The following is a 15,174-nucleotide window of genomic DNA, read 5'->3' on the forward strand; positions in this document are numbered from 1 at the left end:
CACCGCCATCGCCCGCCATTGCCACCCATCGAGGAGACCACCATGACCCGCATCGACTTCCGGCAGGTTCGCAAGCGTTACGCGCCGGGGCAGCCCCTGACCATCAACGACGCCAACATCGAAATCGACAGTGGAGAGTTCTGCGTCTTCGTCGGCCCGTCGGGCTGCGGCAAGTCCACGCTGCTGCGCATGGTGGCGGGGCTGGAGGACATCAGCGGCGGCGATCTGCTCATAGGCGGCCAGCGCGTCAACGACCTGCCGCCGGCCAAGCGTGGCGTGGCCATGGTGTTCCAGAGCTACGCCCTGTATCCGCACATGACGGTGGCGGAGAACATGGCCTTCGGGTTGCGCACCCTGGGCGCGGACAAGGCGGCCATAGACCGCAAGGTCAAGGCCGCGGCCGACATCCTGCAGCTCACGCCGCTGCTGGAGCGGCTGCCCAAGGCGCTCTCGGGCGGCCAGCGCCAGCGCGTGGCCATCGGCCGCGCCATCGTCAAGGAGCCCAAGGTCTTCCTGTTCGACGAGCCGCTGTCCAACCTGGACGCCGCGCTGCGCGTGCAGACCCGCCTGGAGATCGCCCGGCTGCACAAGGACCTGGGCTCGGCCAGCATGATCTACGTGACGCACGACCAGGTGGAGGCCATGACGCTGGCCGACAAGATCGTGCTGCTGCACGCCGGCAAGCTCATCGAGGAGCGCGGCAGCGTGGCGCAGGTGGGCTCGCCCATGGCGCTCTACCACCGGCCCAGCAGCCGCTTCGTGGCCGAGTTCATAGGCTCGCCCAAGATGAACGTGCTGCCCGCGCGGCTGCTGAACGCGCAGGCCGACCACGCCGTGGTGCAACTGGCCGGGCAGCCGGTGCGCGTGGCCGTGGATGCGCGCCACCTGGCGCCCAACGCCCAGGTGCAGGTGGGCGTGCGGCCGGAGCACGTGGTGCTGGCCGGCGAAGGCGAGGGCGCGGCGCTGCCGGTGCGGCTGCTGCACGTGGAACGCTTGGGCGACGCCTCGCTGCTCTACGTCGATGGCGGCGCGGGCGTGGGCACGCTGACCGTGCGCGTGGAAGGCGCCGCGGCGCAGGCCCCGGGCTCGCGGCTGGCGCTGCGGCTGTTCCCCGGGCAACTGCACCTCTTCGACGACGCGGACCAGGCCTGCCGCCGCACCGTGGAGCTGCCGGCATGAGCCAGGCGTGGTTCAAGCAGAGCGTGGTCTACCAGGTCTACCCGCGCAGCTTTTGCGACAGCAACGGCGACGGCATAGGCGACCTGCGCGGCATCACGGCCAAGCTGGACTACCTCCAGGCCCTGGGCGTGGACGTGGTGTGGCTTTCGCCCATCTACCGCTCGCCCAACGACGACAACGGCTACGACATCAGCGACTACCGCGACGTCATGGCCGAGCTCGGCACCATGGCCGACTTCGACGCGCTGCTGCACGCCCTGCACGAGCGCGGGCTCAAGCTGGTGATGGACCTCGTGGTCAACCACAGCTCCGACGAGCACCCCTGGTTCACCGAGGCCTGCAAGGGCCGCGACAACCCCTACCGCAACTACTACATCTGGCGTTCGCCGCGCGACGGCGCCGAGCCCAACAACTGGGCCTCGGCCTTCGGCGGCCCGGCCTGGACCCTGCACGAGCCCACGGGCGAGTACTACCTGCACCTGTTCTCCAGGAAGCAGCCGGACCTCAACTGGGAGAACCCCAGGCTGCGCCAGGAGGTGTATGCGCTCATGCGCTTCTGGCTGGACAAGGGCGTGGACGGCTTCCGCATGGACGTCATCAACATGATCTCCAAGGCGCCCAAGCTGCCGGATGCGCCCGCAACGCTGCCGCAGCGGCCCTGGCAGCCGCCGGGCCCGCTGGTGTTCCACGGGCCGCGGCTGGCCGAATTCCTGGACGAGATGAAGCGCGAGGTGCTGTCGCACTACGACCTGATCACCGTCGGCGAGGCGCCCAACGCGACCCCCGAGCACGGCGTGCAGCTCACGGACGAGCGCGAGGGCTTCCTCAACATGCTTTTCCAGTTCGAGCACGTGGACCTGGACATCGACCCGGCGCAAGGCCTGGGCAAGTGGGGCCGCAAGCCGCTGGAGCTGCGCTCGCTCAAGGCGTCCATGTCGCGCTGGCAGCACGCGCTGCACGGCCGCGGCTGGAACAGCCTTTACCTCTCCAACCACGACCAGCCGCGCCCGGTGTCGCGCTTCGGCGACGAGGGCGCCCACCGCGTGGCCTCGGCCAAGATGCTCGCCACCTTCCTGCACCTGCTGCAGGGCACGCCCTACGTCTACCAGGGCGAGGAGCTGGGCATGACCAACGTGCGCTTCGGCTCCATAGACGAGTACCGCGACATCGAGACGCTCAACCTGTGGCGCGAGGCGGTGGACGAGCGCGGCATGGCGGCGGCGCAGGTGCTGGACGCCATCCATGCCAAGGGCCGCGACAACGCGCGCACGCCCATGCAGTGGAGCGACGGCCCGCAGGCCGGCTTCACCACCGGCACGCCCTGGATAGGCGTGAACCCGAACTACCGGGAGGTGAACGCCCGCCAGGCCCTGGCGGACCCGGACTCCGTGTTCCACCACTACCGCCGCCTGATCGCGCTGCGCCGCGCGCTGCCCGTGGTGGTGCACGGCCGCTACGAGCTGCTGCTGCCTGAGCATGCGCAGATCTACGCCTACCTGCGCACCCTGGGCGAGGAGCGGCTGCTGGTGGTCTGCAACTTCAGCCGCGCCACGCCGCGCTGCGAGTTGCCCGCGGACCTGGCTTTCGAAGGGCAGGAGCTGCTGATCGCCAACTACCCCGTGGAGGCCGGCGAGGACATCCGCGCCTTCACCCTGCGCCCCTACGAGGCGCGCGCCTACCGGCTGCACTGACGAGGACGGCCATGGACACCTCCTCCCGACTGCTTGCCGACATAGGCGGCACCAACGCCCGCTTTGCCTGGCAGGCCCGCCCCGGCGCGCCCATCGAGGACGTCGCCACGCTGCCCTGCGCCGGCTACGCCGGCCTGGACGACGCGCTGGCCGACATCCTGCAACGCCTGGGCCGGCCCGCGCCGCGCCGCTGTGCCATCGCCATCGCCAACCCGGTGCTGGGCGACCTGGTGCGCATGACCAACCACCACTGGGCCTTTTCCATCTCGGCCGTTCAGGCGCGCTTCTGCTTCGCGCAGTTGAAAGTGCTCAACGACTTCACCGCGCTGGCGCTGGCCTTGCCGGCCCTGGAGCCCGCGGAGCTGCGCCCCTTGGGCGGCGGCTGCGCGTTGCCGGCGGCGCCCATGGGCCTGATTGGCCCGGGCACGGGCCTGGGTGTCTCGGCCCTGTTGCCTGACGGCCGCGGCGGCCACGTGGCCGTGGCGGGCGAGGGCGGCCACGTCACCCTGCCAGCGTGCACGCCGCGCGAGCAGCAGGTGCTGGCGCAACTGGCCGAGCGCCACGGCCACGTGTCGGCCGAGCGTGCCGTCTGCGGCCAGGGCTTGGTGGACCTGCATGCGGCGCTGTGCGCCCTGGACGCACCCGGCGGGCCGCCGCCCGCCCTCACGGCCGCCGACGTCACCGCCGCCGCGCTGGCGCGCTCCGACGCACGCTGCGTGGAGGCGCTGGAGATGTTCTGCGCCTTCCTCGGCACGGTGGCCGGCAACCTGGCCCTCACGTTGGGCGCGCGCGGCGGCGTGTACCTGGGCGGCGGCATCGTGCCGCGCCTGGGCGCGTTCATCGACGGCTCCCCATTTCGCGAGCGCTTCGAGGCCAAGGGCCGCTTCCGCGGCTACCTCGCCGCCATCCCGGTGTTCGTGATCAACAGCCGCCAGTCACCCGCCCTGCGCAGCGCCGCACGCGCGCTGGACGCCTAGCTGACGCACCGCCGCGTCGGCGTGCGCGGCAGGGCGGGGGAAAAAACCAATCCTTCCCCGCGAAAACCCCCGATCACCGCCGGCGGAACAATAACTAAACTTGTTTTATTAAAGCGCTTTGGATGCTCTGTCGGGAGGACAGGGCCCACCTCCAAAGCGCTGCGTTGGGCCGATTCGCCCCGCGACGCCGCGCGTGTCGCTGGGCGGAAGCCGGCCCGGCGCCGGCCCGCCTGACAGCAACGTCTTTTGGTTTCGTGTCCGCGCCGTTTGGCCTGAAATCCAAAGCGCTTTGATTGAATGTAACTGACCCGAATGCCGGCTCCAGACCGGCACCGGCTTCCTGTGCAAGCACAGCCATTCCAAGTGAAGGAGACCCGCGCCATGCCGTACCGCCCCTTTCCGCGAGCCCTGCTCGCCGCGACCAGCCTGCTGACCGCCGGGGGCGGGTACTGCCAGAGCCCAAGCTGGACCTCCAGCGACGGTGCGCCGCCCGTGGCGTTCAGGGGCGACGCCAACGTCGAGATCGACACCACGCGGCAGAACAACGGCGTGGGCGGCACGCAGGGCGGGCGGGTCGAGCTCAACCTGATGGGCAGGACGACGCTGGGAGACGCCTTCCTGGCCGGCAAGGCCACCTTCCTGGCCAAGAAGGACGGCGGCACGGCCACCGACGACATGTGGGTGCAGGCCGGCAACGCGAAGTTCGACTTCAAGCTGGGCCGTTTCGAAGCCGTGGACCTGTTTCCGCAGGGCCGCGACACCGTGCTCAACCGCGCGGGCAGCGGCGTGTACCGCGCCAATTTCATACGCGGGCGCTTTGGCGGCTCAGCGGGCAACGTGGTGCACGTGGCCGGGCATGCCTTGCTGGCCGAGGGCCTGAACCTGGAACTGGGCCTGGCCGATACGGGCAAGGCCGACAACCTCGCGGCCGGCCAGGCCGAAGGGTTGCGGCCCGTGCTGAGCTACAGCGCCAACGGCTGGCTGTTCAAGGCCGGCGCGGAAATCGGCCGCATGAGCGACGGCGGTGCGGCGGGCAATGCCCGCTTCGTGGACCTGCGCGGTGCGGCCCTGAGCCTGAGCAAGGCCGTTGGGCCGGGCAACCTCAACGTGAACCTGGCCGGCGGGCGGGCCGAAGGCCTGTGGAAGAGCAGCGTGCTGGCCGCCAACTACACGGTGACGCTGGGCCCCTGGGTGCACGTGGAGCTTGGGCGGGTGAAGGCGGACGCGCCGGGCAGCGCCAGCGAGACGGTGCGCACCGTGGGCGTGGGCTGGCAGTTCTCGCTGTTCGGCATCAAGAACGCCTACGTCACGCCGGCGCTGTCGTACTCCTCCTCGTCCGCGGACAGCTACCTGCCCGCGCTGGGCGGCTCGGCCAAGCCCAGCGAGCGGGCCGTGCGCGTGCGCCTGAACTACACCTTCGCGGCGTTCTGACGCCGCGGCGCAGCCCGGGGCCGCGGCTCAGTAGTAGCGCTCGCTCGAACGCCAGGTGCGCAAGTCGCTGGTGACGCCATCGACCCCCGGCACGGCCGCCGTGAGGCGCATGGCCTGCAGCACGTCGTTGGGCGCATCCACCCAGCCTTGGAGGCGAACCTTGCCGTCCACCACCACGGCGTGCACGTCGGCGTGGCGCAGTTGGGCGGCCTGCAGCGCCTGCTCGACCTGCTGCTGCAGCCGGCTGTCGTCCGCGGTGGCGGCCTGGGCGCCGCTGCCCAATGCCAGCGTGATGCCCAGCACGGCAGCGGGAGCGAGCATTTGAAGGCGGAGGTTCATGTCGGCTCCTAAATCAGGGTAGTTGACGATTGACTTTTGCCGGCGCGCAGGGGCGAGGCCTTGTCAAGGCGGCAAGCGTCGCACAAGCGCGTACCAACCTCGCGGGGGAGGGGTTATTGGCGTGCGACGGGCGCGCTTGGGAAATCAGCGTCTGGAAAAGGCGCGGTATTTGAGTTTCGCCTCAGATCCACCGCCGCACCCGGGCCTTGTAGGCCAGGTATTCCTGGCCGAAGAGCGCCTGCAGGGCGCGCTCCTCGGGTTTGATTTGAAATTCGGTCAGGTAGATGCAGAAAACAATAACCAGCGCATAGGCCACCGCGTTGGCCGACCAGCAGGCGATGCCGAGCAGCAGCAGTGCCATGCCGAGGTACATGGGATTGCGGCTGACGCGGAAGAGCCCGCGCGCCACGAAGCGGCTGGCCTTGCCGGGAACTCTCGGGTCCAGGGTCGTGCGCTGCATGCGGAATTGCAATGCGGCGCCGAAAAGCAGGGCCAGACCTGCAATGGAAAAGAGTGCGGCGGCAGTTTGGTGGTGGGGAAAGGGCGCCGAAGCGGCCGGTACCCAATGGCTCACGGCGACGATGAGCGCGAGAAACACTGCGGTGAGCAGTAGGGGCGGGATTTTTAATTCCAGTGCACGCATCGGAGCAAGCATGAGGTTTGACCTTTGATTTTACAGGCTTGCACTGAATTTTCTGGAGGTTGCGCTGCAATTTAGAGACGAAAACGGAACGACAAATTATGGCGCTAGAAACAAAAAACTGAAGGGCCTGCCAAAAATTCGCTTCATCTTGCTGAGTGAAGGAGCCAAGGCTCATTGGTTGAAGCCTAGCTCTGAGATCAAGATGAGCAATTAGCTTGCGTCTTGCATCAATAATTTTTTCTCTGAAATTGAGAAGTTCAGCATTTGGATTTTGCAGCAGATCTTGGACCTTCTTCGGCCAGTCTAACTGCAGAATGAAGTTGGTAGTTAGGTTGTCTTTGCCAAATCCAGAATTGGCAGGGTCAGTCAACTTGCATTGCTGAAGAAGAATATAGTCAATAAAGACAAGATTTAAATTGTGAAAGAACGTACTTGCAACTTCTGATAGGAGTTGGCCGCGCAATTCATTGGCTTCATATAAATCAGCAAAGTGTTTGCGAATTGAGTGAAGCCAGACGCACTCTTCGCAAAATGCTTCAACTACCTGCCGACGATCTGCAGTGCTCATGATAATCAACGTGAAGGTAACTGGCCTTGCACGAATTTTCGCGTAAGGTCCATGTTGACTGCAGGGTTAGGGTTTAGATACTCCATTGCTCTTCGCCCGATATTGTTTAAGCAACTCTTCATTTCCAGACGCGACTTCAAGCATCATTTGAAGCATGAGAATTGGGCCAGGAATAATGCCTTCTTCATCAATTTTCTTTCCATCGAAGTCGGGGTTGACAGGGATCTCGATATTCATCACCCACCAGACTTCGATTTTTTAAGCAGAGAAAATAGTTCTTCGAATCTCGCAATGTGATCGGACTCTCTGTCGACGGTAACAATGGCGAGAAGTTCATGGGCCATAAGATTTCTAGTTTTCCTAATACGCTCGAATGCCTTGCAATCGCTTTCGTCTATGACCTCATTCTCTCGGAGCCAGTCAAGGGAGGCGTAAAGAATGCTTCTATTTCGACTCGCCACAATCTTCTCGTATCTTTCGTCAACGATTTCTCCGTTTTCTTCGAAGCCGACCATGTAAAAAGAGCGAATGCGACCAACAATCGATTCCTTCAGAAGATCGTAGGCGGTGATATACAGCGATGCGGAAATAAACTTCCCCTGCATTACAGCAGGAGTCAGCAAATTTTCCCATTTCTCGGTAGGCGCCGACACTCTGGGCTCTAACGTTGTTTAGGCTGGACTATGCCCATGGATTTAGTGGCCGAGGTCTCCACTCGGAGAGATAGAGCCGTAGGAGTGGACTTTCCCATTCACTGCGGTCGTTAATAGGGTCGATGTAGTTTTCAAATCCGTGACGACGACAAAGAGCTTCTCCTTCGGCGGACGTGCACTCGACATGGACGTATTTGACTCCGAGCCCACGCAGCGTTTCCACTGCGGCAAGTAGCAACTGAGAGCCAAGCCCCTGACCTCTCGCTGATGGTTCCACTTCGATAATGTGAACTTCGCCACCATCGGTGAACATTTGGAAGACAGCAAAGCCGATGACCTTTCCTTCTGTGACAGCGCAAAGCCCCTCACCGGAAGTAAACAACTTTTCGATAATTCTCCTATTGCAGTAGAAGCCTGTTCCGACCTGCTCATCCTCAACTTTGAGCCACGCAAGAACTTTCGCAAAGTGATTTGTGTTGGCAGGTTCAATACTTAGCACGACGATCCTTCTGTGAAATTTAACGTTCAAGTTAACCGGCAGCCAAAAGGGTAACTTTTGGCTGTCCAGCGATCTAAGGGGACAAGATTGAGTGCCGGGTTAGGTTTCATGCTGCTCAACAATGAATCGGGCTCTTTCATACAGTTCGTCAAAAGTAATGATTTCAGGACTAGCGATGTTGCGCCTAAAAAGTTCGAACGACCGGTAACGCTCCTGATTCACGCCTTTGTCTGTCATGAACTCTCGCAGGCTACCAATTACCATAAATGACTTGGGGGTGTAGTTAAATGCCTCCTCACCCGTTGGGTTGCCAACCTCATCGGTGAGTGAGAGCTTATTTCGGATGGACTCAGTTGCTAAAGCTACTGTCCCTTGCACCTGAGATACACCACCAGCAAGTTCATCCGATGGTGCCCAACAGCCGGAACGGTAGGCCTTAAGCTGGAGTAGTGCGGTCTTATGAGTTTTGATCTCCGCAAAGCACAAGCTTGAAATTACTCCCCGTGTGCGCAGTAGCGCGTCAACTCGTTTTCCGTGCTCAGACACAGTGTGACCATGAACCACCTGCTCGAGTTTTTTCTCGTCTAGTGAGGACAAGTAGATGTAGCTCAGCCCATAGCCGAAAATCCATGGATTCTTTTCAAAAAACTTTTGCCAAACTCCTTCGTCCTTGCATTGCTTCTTGACTTTGACTTCCTCGAAATAGGCCGCGTCTTCTAGCAGTTTCTGAAAAATTTGCAGCTGGCGTTTTCTGTATCCGACAGCAATTACGTCTTCTTTGGTGATGGCGGACCGAAGCACCTCCGCGAAGAGTTCTTGATTGTCGTGAAAAATAGCTTGTGCTTGTGCGTTCGAAAGAACAATACGCCTCAAGTCTTCATCCGTAATCTTCTGAGAGCCACGCCTTGTTAACGGCATGGCCTGAATGTGATTCAGAAACTCGACAAGTTTGCTAATTTCTTCCCCGACGAACGCGAAGCTAGCGTTGTGAGGCTTATCTGTTGCAACAGTATAACCTTGAATGCTTAGGACGAAAATTTTACGGTTATCCTCAAAGAACTTAGCTGTAATGCAAGTCTTGGCGCCTGATTTATATCTTAAAATCAACTCATCTTTGATTTTCGCGAACGCATATGTTTCAGGCTGATCAATTAGCTTGGTTGCAATGCGCACTTTGCGATTGGGGTTCGAAAAATCGTCCAATCGTGGACTTATGTAGGTTTTTCTGGTTCTGGATTTTGATAGTTGTCCATTGGTGGCTTTTTCATTCGCGAAAACTAACGTATAAGTGAGCGGCCTGCGTGAATTTTCGCGCAGGTCCGCTCGACTGCTTCGTTAAGTATTTGCGTTACAGCGCCTTGAATATTGCTATCACAGAAGACAGCGGCGTAGCGTTTGTAAACGTGTGAAGCGTTTGGCCTTGAGTGTTTTCTTCACGCATTTCGATTTCGCCAGTGTCGTGGTTGTACGAAAATGCATAGCGCTGGCCACTAATATATACCCACAAGACGTTCTTTGTATTGCCGCCGTGCGCCATGACTTTGATTGCTTTGTCATCGTCCTTGCGCCAAAGGATCGCACCGGCGAGAGCTAATGCGATTTCCTTCACGTTCCCAGCATGGTGGTCGGCGCGCGCCATAACACCGCAAAGGTACTGCCTTAGTTCTTCAACTCCAGTGACCGTTAATGCCATTGCTCATTTCCTCCGTGTGAGATGCCTAACGTTAATTGACCCAATCGTTAGCAAAAACCGATGCGGTCTAAAAAAATCAAAGGCGCAATCATCCTATCTGCGCCTTGCCTCGACGAGTTGGTCAACTCGCCCTCCGTTCCAGAGCCGTTTCCGGCGCGTTAGGCCGCCTAAAAAGCCGCGGATGGACACCGATGACACCCCCCACGACCTTGAAGCCTGAAACCTTATCGCCGAGCCCACTGCCGGCCACGGAAACTCAGGTCCCGGCCTTGACGAAAATCAGCTTAAACTGCCCCGCCTGCTCGACCGCCTGCGCAAGGAAACCCAGTTGCGCCACTATTCATCGCGCATTGAAGATGCCTGCGTCGCCTGCGACAAGCGCTTCATTCTTTTCCACGGCAAGCGCCATCCCAAGGAAATGCGTGCGGAAGAATTCACAAAATTCCTGTCCTGGCTTGCCACCGAGCGCCAGCTTTCCGCCTCTACCCAAAATCAGGCCAGGGCCACCTCATTTTTCTTGTGCCCAAGTTTTGAAAATGAACGTGCCGTGCCTGGACGAGGTCATTTAAATCCAGATGCAAAGGCGCTCAGCCGACCCCCGGCAACGCTCCGGCCACCCCCGCCCGCGTCGTGGCCAAGCGCTCCACCAGCCGTGCCCCTAGCCCCGCTGCGTCGTACCGCGCCATCTCCACCGCCAGCGCTCCAGCCCGCGCCTTGAACCCGGGTTCCACCAGCACCCGGCGCACCGCCTCGCGCACGGCCCGCGCCGAGGGCCGCCCGGTGCGCAAATCCACCCCGGCGCCGCTCCAGGCCACGCGCGCCGCGATCTCCGGCTTTTCCTCGCTGCCGCCGGCCACCACCAGCGGCAGCCCATGCGCCAGCGCCTGCTGCACGCCGCCATAGCCGCCGTTGGTCACCACCGCCGACAGCAGCGGCAGCAGCGCGCCGTAGGGCACGAAGGGCGCCAGCCGCGCGTTGTGCGGTACCGCGCCGCCCAGCGCCGCCGCCACGGCGGCGGGGTCCGCGGTGGCGACCACCAGCACGTCCTCCACCGCCAGCGCGCGCAGCGCGGGGGCAATGAGGTCGCTCACCCGCGTGGCCAGCGTTCCCTGCGTCACCAGCACCACCGGCCGGCCCAGGCGGCGCGCCGCCTCCACGTCTGCCCACCACGCGGGCTGCCCGGCCGCCGGCGCCGCGTCGCGCGGCCACAGCGGGCCAATGAAATGCACCTGCGGCGGCAGCGCGCGGCGCGGGTATTCGAAGCCCGGCACGGTGGGCTGCAGGTAGAGCTGGGGCGAGGCCACCTCGAAGTACATCTGGCGCCCCGCCGGCAGGCCCGCCGCCTCGCGGGCGCGGCGCCACGCGGCATTGGTCCCGGCGAACAGCCCGCGCAGCACCAGCGCGTTGAGCAGCCGGTTCAGGCGCCGGCCGGCCGCGCCGCGGGCAGGCGGCAGCGCCGAGCCGAAGGGCGCCGTGTCCTCGCTGGGCAGGCCCAGCGCGCTCACGCCCAAGGTGGCCCAGGGCAGGCCGCGCGTTTCGTGCAGCAGCGCCGCGCCCAAGTGCGCCTGGTCGGCCAGCAGCGCGTCCGGATGGAAGTCGTCGCACGCCGCCTGCAGCGCCCGCCACTGGCGCGGCGCGGGCTCGATGAACAGCGCGTCCAGGTGCGCGCGGATGCGCGCCAGCCCCCGCCGCCCGCGCAGCGCGGGAAAGGCGGCTTCGAGGTCGGCGTCGTCCCAGTCCGTGTCCGCGGCCATGGGCAGGAAGCCGGCGCCGCTGGCGCGCACCAGGCTTTCGAAGTTGCGCCCGGCCTGCCACGCCACCTCGTGCCCCCGCGCGCACAGCGCCTGCACCAGCGCGGCCATTGGGCGCATGTGGCCGGTCATGGGCACGGTGGCGACGAGCAGGCGCAGGCACGGCATGGCCCGGCAGTCTGCCAGCCGCCGCGGCGCCGCCTTGCCCCTTGGCACGGCTGAGGACCATGCCCTGCGGGACACTCGCGGCTCCAGCCCAAAGGAGACCGCCACCGTGGCGCACGCAAGCGATCTGCACCCGGTTCCGCCCGCACGCCAGCGCCGGGTGGGGCTGGCGCTGGCGGCGGCCGTCATCGCCGGCTGGCTCGCGCTGCACGTCTGGGGCGTGTTCTTCCACCGCTGGAGCGCCATCGACGCGCTGCGCGTGCCGCTGCTGGTGGCGCTGCAGAGCTGGCTGTCCACGGGGCTGTTCATCGTGGCGCACGACGCCATCCACGGCTCGCTCGCGCCCCAGCGCCCCAGGGTGAACGCCTGGATCGGCCAGCTGTGCGTGGCGCTGTACGCGGGATTCAACTTCCGCCGCCTGGCGGCCTCGCACCAGCGCCACCACGAGGCCCCCGGCACCGCCGACGACCCCGACTTCCACGCCGCCGCCCCGCGCACTTTCGCGCCCTGGCTCTACGCCTTCTTCACGCGGCATTTCCGCTGGACGGAGTTCGGCATCGTCACCGCGGTGCTGCTGGCCTACATCGCGCTGGGCGCCCAGGCGCTGAACCTCGTCACCTTCTGGGCGCTGCCGGCCCTGGGGTCGGCGCTGCAACTGTTCACGGTGGGCACCTGGCTGCCGCACCGCCATGGCGAGGACGCGTTCGCGGACCGCCACCGCGCCCGCTCGCTGCGCTGGCCCTGGCTGGCCTCGCTGCTGGCCTGCTACCACTTCGGCTGGCACCACGAGCACCACCTGCACCCGCACGTGCCGTGGTGGCGGCTGCCGTCGGTGCGCAGGGGTTGAGGCGCAGCCTTAGCTCGATGCCTGGAACAGCCGGACGAGCAGCTCACGCGCCCAGCGCTGCATGGGCAGGTGCTCGTGCCGCCGGCTCCAGTGCAGCGCGACGGTGAAATCGTCCGTGGGCAGCCGCGCATCCAGCACCTGGAAGCGATCGGCCGGCTCGAAACCCGAGGCGATCGCCCGCGGCATCAGCACCGCCAGGTCGGTGTCTCTCACGATCGCCGGCAAGGCCAGGAACGTGGACGTCATCAGCCTGATGCGCCGCTCCAGGTTCAGCGAATGCAGGATGCGCAGCGTCTGGGCATGGGAGCGCACGGCCACCAGGTCCAGCTGCTGAAGCTGCTGCAGGTTCAGGCTCCTGCGCCCAAGCTGGTCCGCAAGCGGGTGGCCTGCCCGCATGAGCAGCACGTAGCGGTCGGTCAGCAGGTCCGTGCGGGCCGTGTTGCCGATCTCGGGCAGGAAGCCGATGGCGAAATGGATGTCGCCGTTGTCCAGGGCCTGGGCGATCTCGCTTTGCACCCAGGTCCTGGCCTGTACCTGCATGCCCGGCGCCACACGGCGCATTTCGGCCATGAGCTCCGGCAGAAACCTCGCTTCGCCGATGTCCGTCAGATGCAGCCGCAACTCGGCCGAGGAGGCCAGCGGGTCGAAGGCGTCCTCGTCGGTCAGGCCGGCCTCCAGCAAGGCCAGCCCGGCCTGGACCGATTGGGCCAGCCGCTCGGCACGCTGCGTGGGCCGCACGCCGCCGGGCGTGCGCTCGAAGAGATGGTCGCCCACCGCCAGGCGCAGCCGCGTCAGCGCCTGGCTGGTGGCGGGCTGCGACAGCCCAAGCTGCTCGGCCGCCCGGCTGATGTTGCGCGTCCTGTAGACGGTGTCGAACAGGCGCAGCAGGTTCAGGTCCAGGTCACGCATATTGATTGGGTGGATGACGCTTAGTAGGTTCATTTTATTGGCGGATACCTGCCCGGTGCCCAAACTGCGCCCATCCGACACCAAGGGCACCCCATGCGACCTGAAGACACCCCCCGGCCGGCCCAAGCGCGCCGGCCCACCGTGCGCGAGGCCTTCTTGCGCCTGATGCGCGACCTCGGCATCGACACCGTGTTCGGCAATCCCGGCTCCACCGAGCTGCCCATGTTCCGCGACTTCCCCGAAGACTTCCGCTACGTGCTCGGCCTGCAGGAATCGGTGGTGGTGGGCATGGCCGACGGCTATGCCCAGGCCACGCGCAACGCGGCGATGGTGAACCTGCACTCGGCCGCCGGCGTGGGCCACGCCATGGGCAACATCTTCACGGCGTACAAGAACCAGACGCCGCTGATCGTGACCGCGGGCCAGCAGGCGCGCTCCATCCTGCCCTTCGACCCCTTCCTGTCCGCCACCCAGGCCACCGAGCTGCCCCGTCCCTACGTGAAATGGGCCTGCGAGCCCGCCCGCGCCGAGGACGTGCCGCTGGCGCTGCTGCGCGCCTACCAGATGGCCATGCAGCCGCCTTGCGGCCCGGTCTTCCTGTCCATTCCGGCCGATGACTGGGAGCGGCCGACCGACTGGGTGGCGGTGCGGCACGTGAGCCGCGCCACCGCGCCGGACCCGGCGTCCATCGCCCAGGTCGCGCAGGCGTTGGCCCACAGCAGCCGGCCCGCCATCGTCGTCGGCGCCGGCGTGGACCGCGACGCCGCGGTGGAGCGCGTGGTCGAGCTGGCCGAACGCCACCAGGCCGCCGTGTACGCCGCGCCCATGAGCGCGCGCTGCGGCTTCCCCGAGCGGCATGCCCTGTTCCGCGGCTTCCTGCCCGCCATGCGCGAGCGCATCGTGCAAAGCCTTGAGGGCCATGACCTGATCCTGGTGCTGGGCGCACCGGCCTTCATCTACCACGTGGAAGGCGAGGGCCCCCACGTCCCGGATGGGGCCCAGCTCTGGCAGGTCGTGGACGACCCGCAGACCGCCGCCTGGACGCCCGCGGGCAACAGCGTGGTGTCCAGCATCCACCTGGCCGTCGATGCGCTGCTGGCGGGCCCCGGGCCGGCGCAGCCGCGCAGCGCGCCAGCGGCGCGTGCGGCCGTGGCCCCTGTGGAGCCCAGCATGCCCATGTCGGTGGCCTATGCGCTGCAGACGCTGGATGCCGTGCGCCACGCCGACGACGTGGTCGTGGAAGAGGCGCCGGGCTCGCGCGGCGTGATGCAGGCCTGCCTGCCCATGGACGGCGCCGAAACCTTCTACACCATGGCCAGCGGCGGACTGGGCCACGGCATGCCCGCCGCCGTCGGCGTGGCGCTCGCCCGCCAGCGCATGGGGCGCCCGGGGCGCGTGATCGGCCTCATCGGCGACGGGTCCAGCCTCTATGCCATCCAGGCGCTCTACAGCGCAGCCCAACTGGGCGTGCCCGTCACCTTCGTGATCCTCAACAACCGCCGCTACGCCGCGCTGCAGGACTTCGCGCCGGTCTTCGGCTATGCGCCGGGCGTCAAGCCCGCGGGGACGGACCTGCCCGCCCTGGACTTCGTGGCATTGGCCAAGGGGCACGGCTTGCCCGGGCACCGCGTCGAGCAGCCGCAGGAGCTGGCCGCGGCGCTGGAGCAGGCCCTGCACCACAGCGGCCCCTGCCTGATCGAGCTCGTGGTGGCCTGAACCGGGCGCGTCACTGGACAACCAAACATTTCGGAGACATCGCATGAATGCCATTTCCATGCTCATCGGCGGCGAGCGCGTGGGCGCCACGGGCGGCGCCACCTTCGAGCGGC

Annotated in this window: 15 protein-coding genes and 2 pseudogenes; 7 read left to right on the forward strand and 10 right to left on the reverse strand. The window is 65.1% G+C overall.

Annotated elements, in window-relative coordinates; genetic code table 11:
* Window positions 1–42 precede the first annotated feature (42 nt).
* From ALA01S_RS20340 to ALA01S_RS20355, 4 genes are all read left to right on the forward strand, one after another.
* The gene (locus ALA01S_RS20340; RefSeq protein ID WP_066340237.1) at window positions 43–1,179 is read left to right on the forward strand and encodes an ABC transporter ATP-binding protein; all 1,137 of its coding nucleotides are present in this window, start codon (window positions 43–45) and stop codon (window positions 1,177–1,179) included.
* The gene (locus ALA01S_RS20345; protein ID WP_066340239.1) at window positions 1,176–2,870 is read left to right on the forward strand and encodes a glycoside hydrolase family 13 protein; all 1,695 of its coding nucleotides are present in this window, start codon (window positions 1,176–1,178) and stop codon (window positions 2,868–2,870) included. The genes ALA01S_RS20340 and ALA01S_RS20345 overlap by 4 nt, the downstream gene beginning before the upstream one ends.
* 11 nt (window positions 2,871–2,881) lie before the next feature.
* A complete protein-coding gene (glk, locus tag ALA01S_RS20350; protein ID WP_066340241.1) occupies window positions 2,882–3,847 on the forward strand; it encodes a glucokinase in 966 nt (321 codons plus the stop codon).
* A gap of 381 nt (window positions 3,848–4,228) precedes the next feature.
* Entirely contained in the window at window positions 4,229–5,278 is a 1,050-nt protein-coding gene (locus ALA01S_RS20355; protein WP_066340243.1) for a carbohydrate porin, read from the forward strand.
* 27 nt (window positions 5,279–5,305) lie between these two features.
* Here the strand turns inward: ALA01S_RS20355 and ALA01S_RS20360 are convergent, their stop codons facing one another.
* The 8 genes and pseudogenes from ALA01S_RS20360 to ALA01S_RS32050 all read right to left on the reverse strand — a co-directional run bounded on the left by ALA01S_RS20360 (window position 5,306) and on the right by ALA01S_RS32050 (window position 9,673).
* On the reverse strand, window positions 5,306–5,617 hold the full coding sequence (locus tag ALA01S_RS20360) for a BON domain-containing protein (RefSeq protein ID WP_084267757.1): 312 nt from the start codon (window positions 5,615–5,617) through the stop codon (window positions 5,306–5,308).
* 181 nt (window positions 5,618–5,798) lie between these two features.
* A complete protein-coding gene (locus ALA01S_RS32030; protein ID WP_084267758.1) occupies window positions 5,799–6,272 on the reverse strand; it encodes a methyltransferase family protein in 474 nt (157 codons plus the stop codon).
* A gap of 139 nt (window positions 6,273–6,411) precedes the next feature.
* Window positions 6,412–6,828: pseudogene (locus ALA01S_RS35475) on the reverse strand (AbiU2 domain-containing protein); the annotation flags it as partial.
* A gap of 66 nt (window positions 6,829–6,894) precedes the next feature.
* Complete coding sequence (locus ALA01S_RS34895; protein WP_238455870.1) at window positions 6,895–7,065, reverse strand: hypothetical protein; 171 nt, start codon at window positions 7,063–7,065, stop codon at window positions 6,895–6,897.
* Complete coding sequence (locus tag ALA01S_RS34900; RefSeq protein WP_238455871.1) at window positions 7,065–7,481, reverse strand: DUF4145 domain-containing protein; 417 nt, start codon at window positions 7,479–7,481, stop codon at window positions 7,065–7,067. The genes ALA01S_RS34895 and ALA01S_RS34900 overlap by 1 nt, the downstream gene beginning before the upstream one ends.
* A 28-nt stretch (window positions 7,482–7,509) precedes the next feature.
* On the reverse strand, window positions 7,510–8,010 hold the full coding sequence (locus tag ALA01S_RS32040; RefSeq protein WP_169805968.1) for a GNAT family N-acetyltransferase: 501 nt from the start codon (window positions 8,008–8,010) through the stop codon (window positions 7,510–7,512).
* 69 nt (window positions 8,011–8,079) lie between these two features.
* Complete coding sequence (locus ALA01S_RS32045; protein ID WP_238455872.1) at window positions 8,080–9,183, reverse strand: Shedu immune nuclease family protein; 1,104 nt, start codon at window positions 9,181–9,183, stop codon at window positions 8,080–8,082.
* A 145-nt stretch (window positions 9,184–9,328) separates the two neighbouring features.
* The gene (locus ALA01S_RS32050) at window positions 9,329–9,673 is read right to left on the reverse strand and encodes a Vch_cass14 family protein (RefSeq protein WP_084267760.1); all 345 of its coding nucleotides are present in this window, start codon (window positions 9,671–9,673) and stop codon (window positions 9,329–9,331) included.
* A gap of 310 nt (window positions 9,674–9,983) precedes the next feature.
* On the opposite strand from ALA01S_RS32050, the pseudogene ALA01S_RS34905 reads away from it, so the two are divergent.
* Window positions 9,984–10,178: pseudogene (locus ALA01S_RS34905) on the forward strand (phage integrase N-terminal SAM-like domain-containing protein); the annotation flags it as partial.
* 82 nt (window positions 10,179–10,260) lie between these two features.
* Here the strand turns inward: ALA01S_RS34905 and ALA01S_RS20370 are convergent.
* Window positions 10,261–11,592, reverse strand: a complete 1,332-nt coding sequence (locus ALA01S_RS20370) for a glycosyltransferase (protein ID WP_066340251.1) — start codon at window positions 11,590–11,592, stop codon at window positions 10,261–10,263.
* A 106-nt stretch (window positions 11,593–11,698) separates the two neighbouring features.
* Here ALA01S_RS20370 and ALA01S_RS20375 point away from each other — a divergent pair, with 106 nt between their 5' ends.
* Window positions 11,699–12,436, forward strand: coding sequence for a fatty acid desaturase (locus ALA01S_RS20375; RefSeq protein ID WP_238455873.1), 738 nt, complete (start codon window positions 11,699–11,701; stop codon window positions 12,434–12,436).
* A gap of 9 nt (window positions 12,437–12,445) precedes the next feature.
* Here ALA01S_RS20375 and ALA01S_RS20380 read toward each other — a convergent pair whose 3' ends face one another.
* Complete coding sequence (locus tag ALA01S_RS20380) at window positions 12,446–13,345, reverse strand: LysR family transcriptional regulator (protein ID WP_174548644.1); 900 nt, start codon at window positions 13,343–13,345, stop codon at window positions 12,446–12,448.
* 93 nt (window positions 13,346–13,438) lie between these two features.
* On the opposite strand from ALA01S_RS20380, the gene mdlC reads away from it, so the two are divergent.
* A complete protein-coding gene (mdlC, locus tag ALA01S_RS20385) occupies window positions 13,439–15,061 on the forward strand; it encodes a benzoylformate decarboxylase (RefSeq protein WP_066340254.1) in 1,623 nt (540 codons plus the stop codon).
* The last annotated feature ends 113 nt before the right edge of the window (window positions 15,062–15,174 follow it).

This window comes from Azohydromonas lata NBRC 102462, assembly GCF_001571085.1.
GTDB classification, from domain to species: Bacteria; Pseudomonadota; Gammaproteobacteria; order Burkholderiales; family Burkholderiaceae_C; genus Azohydromonas; species Azohydromonas lata.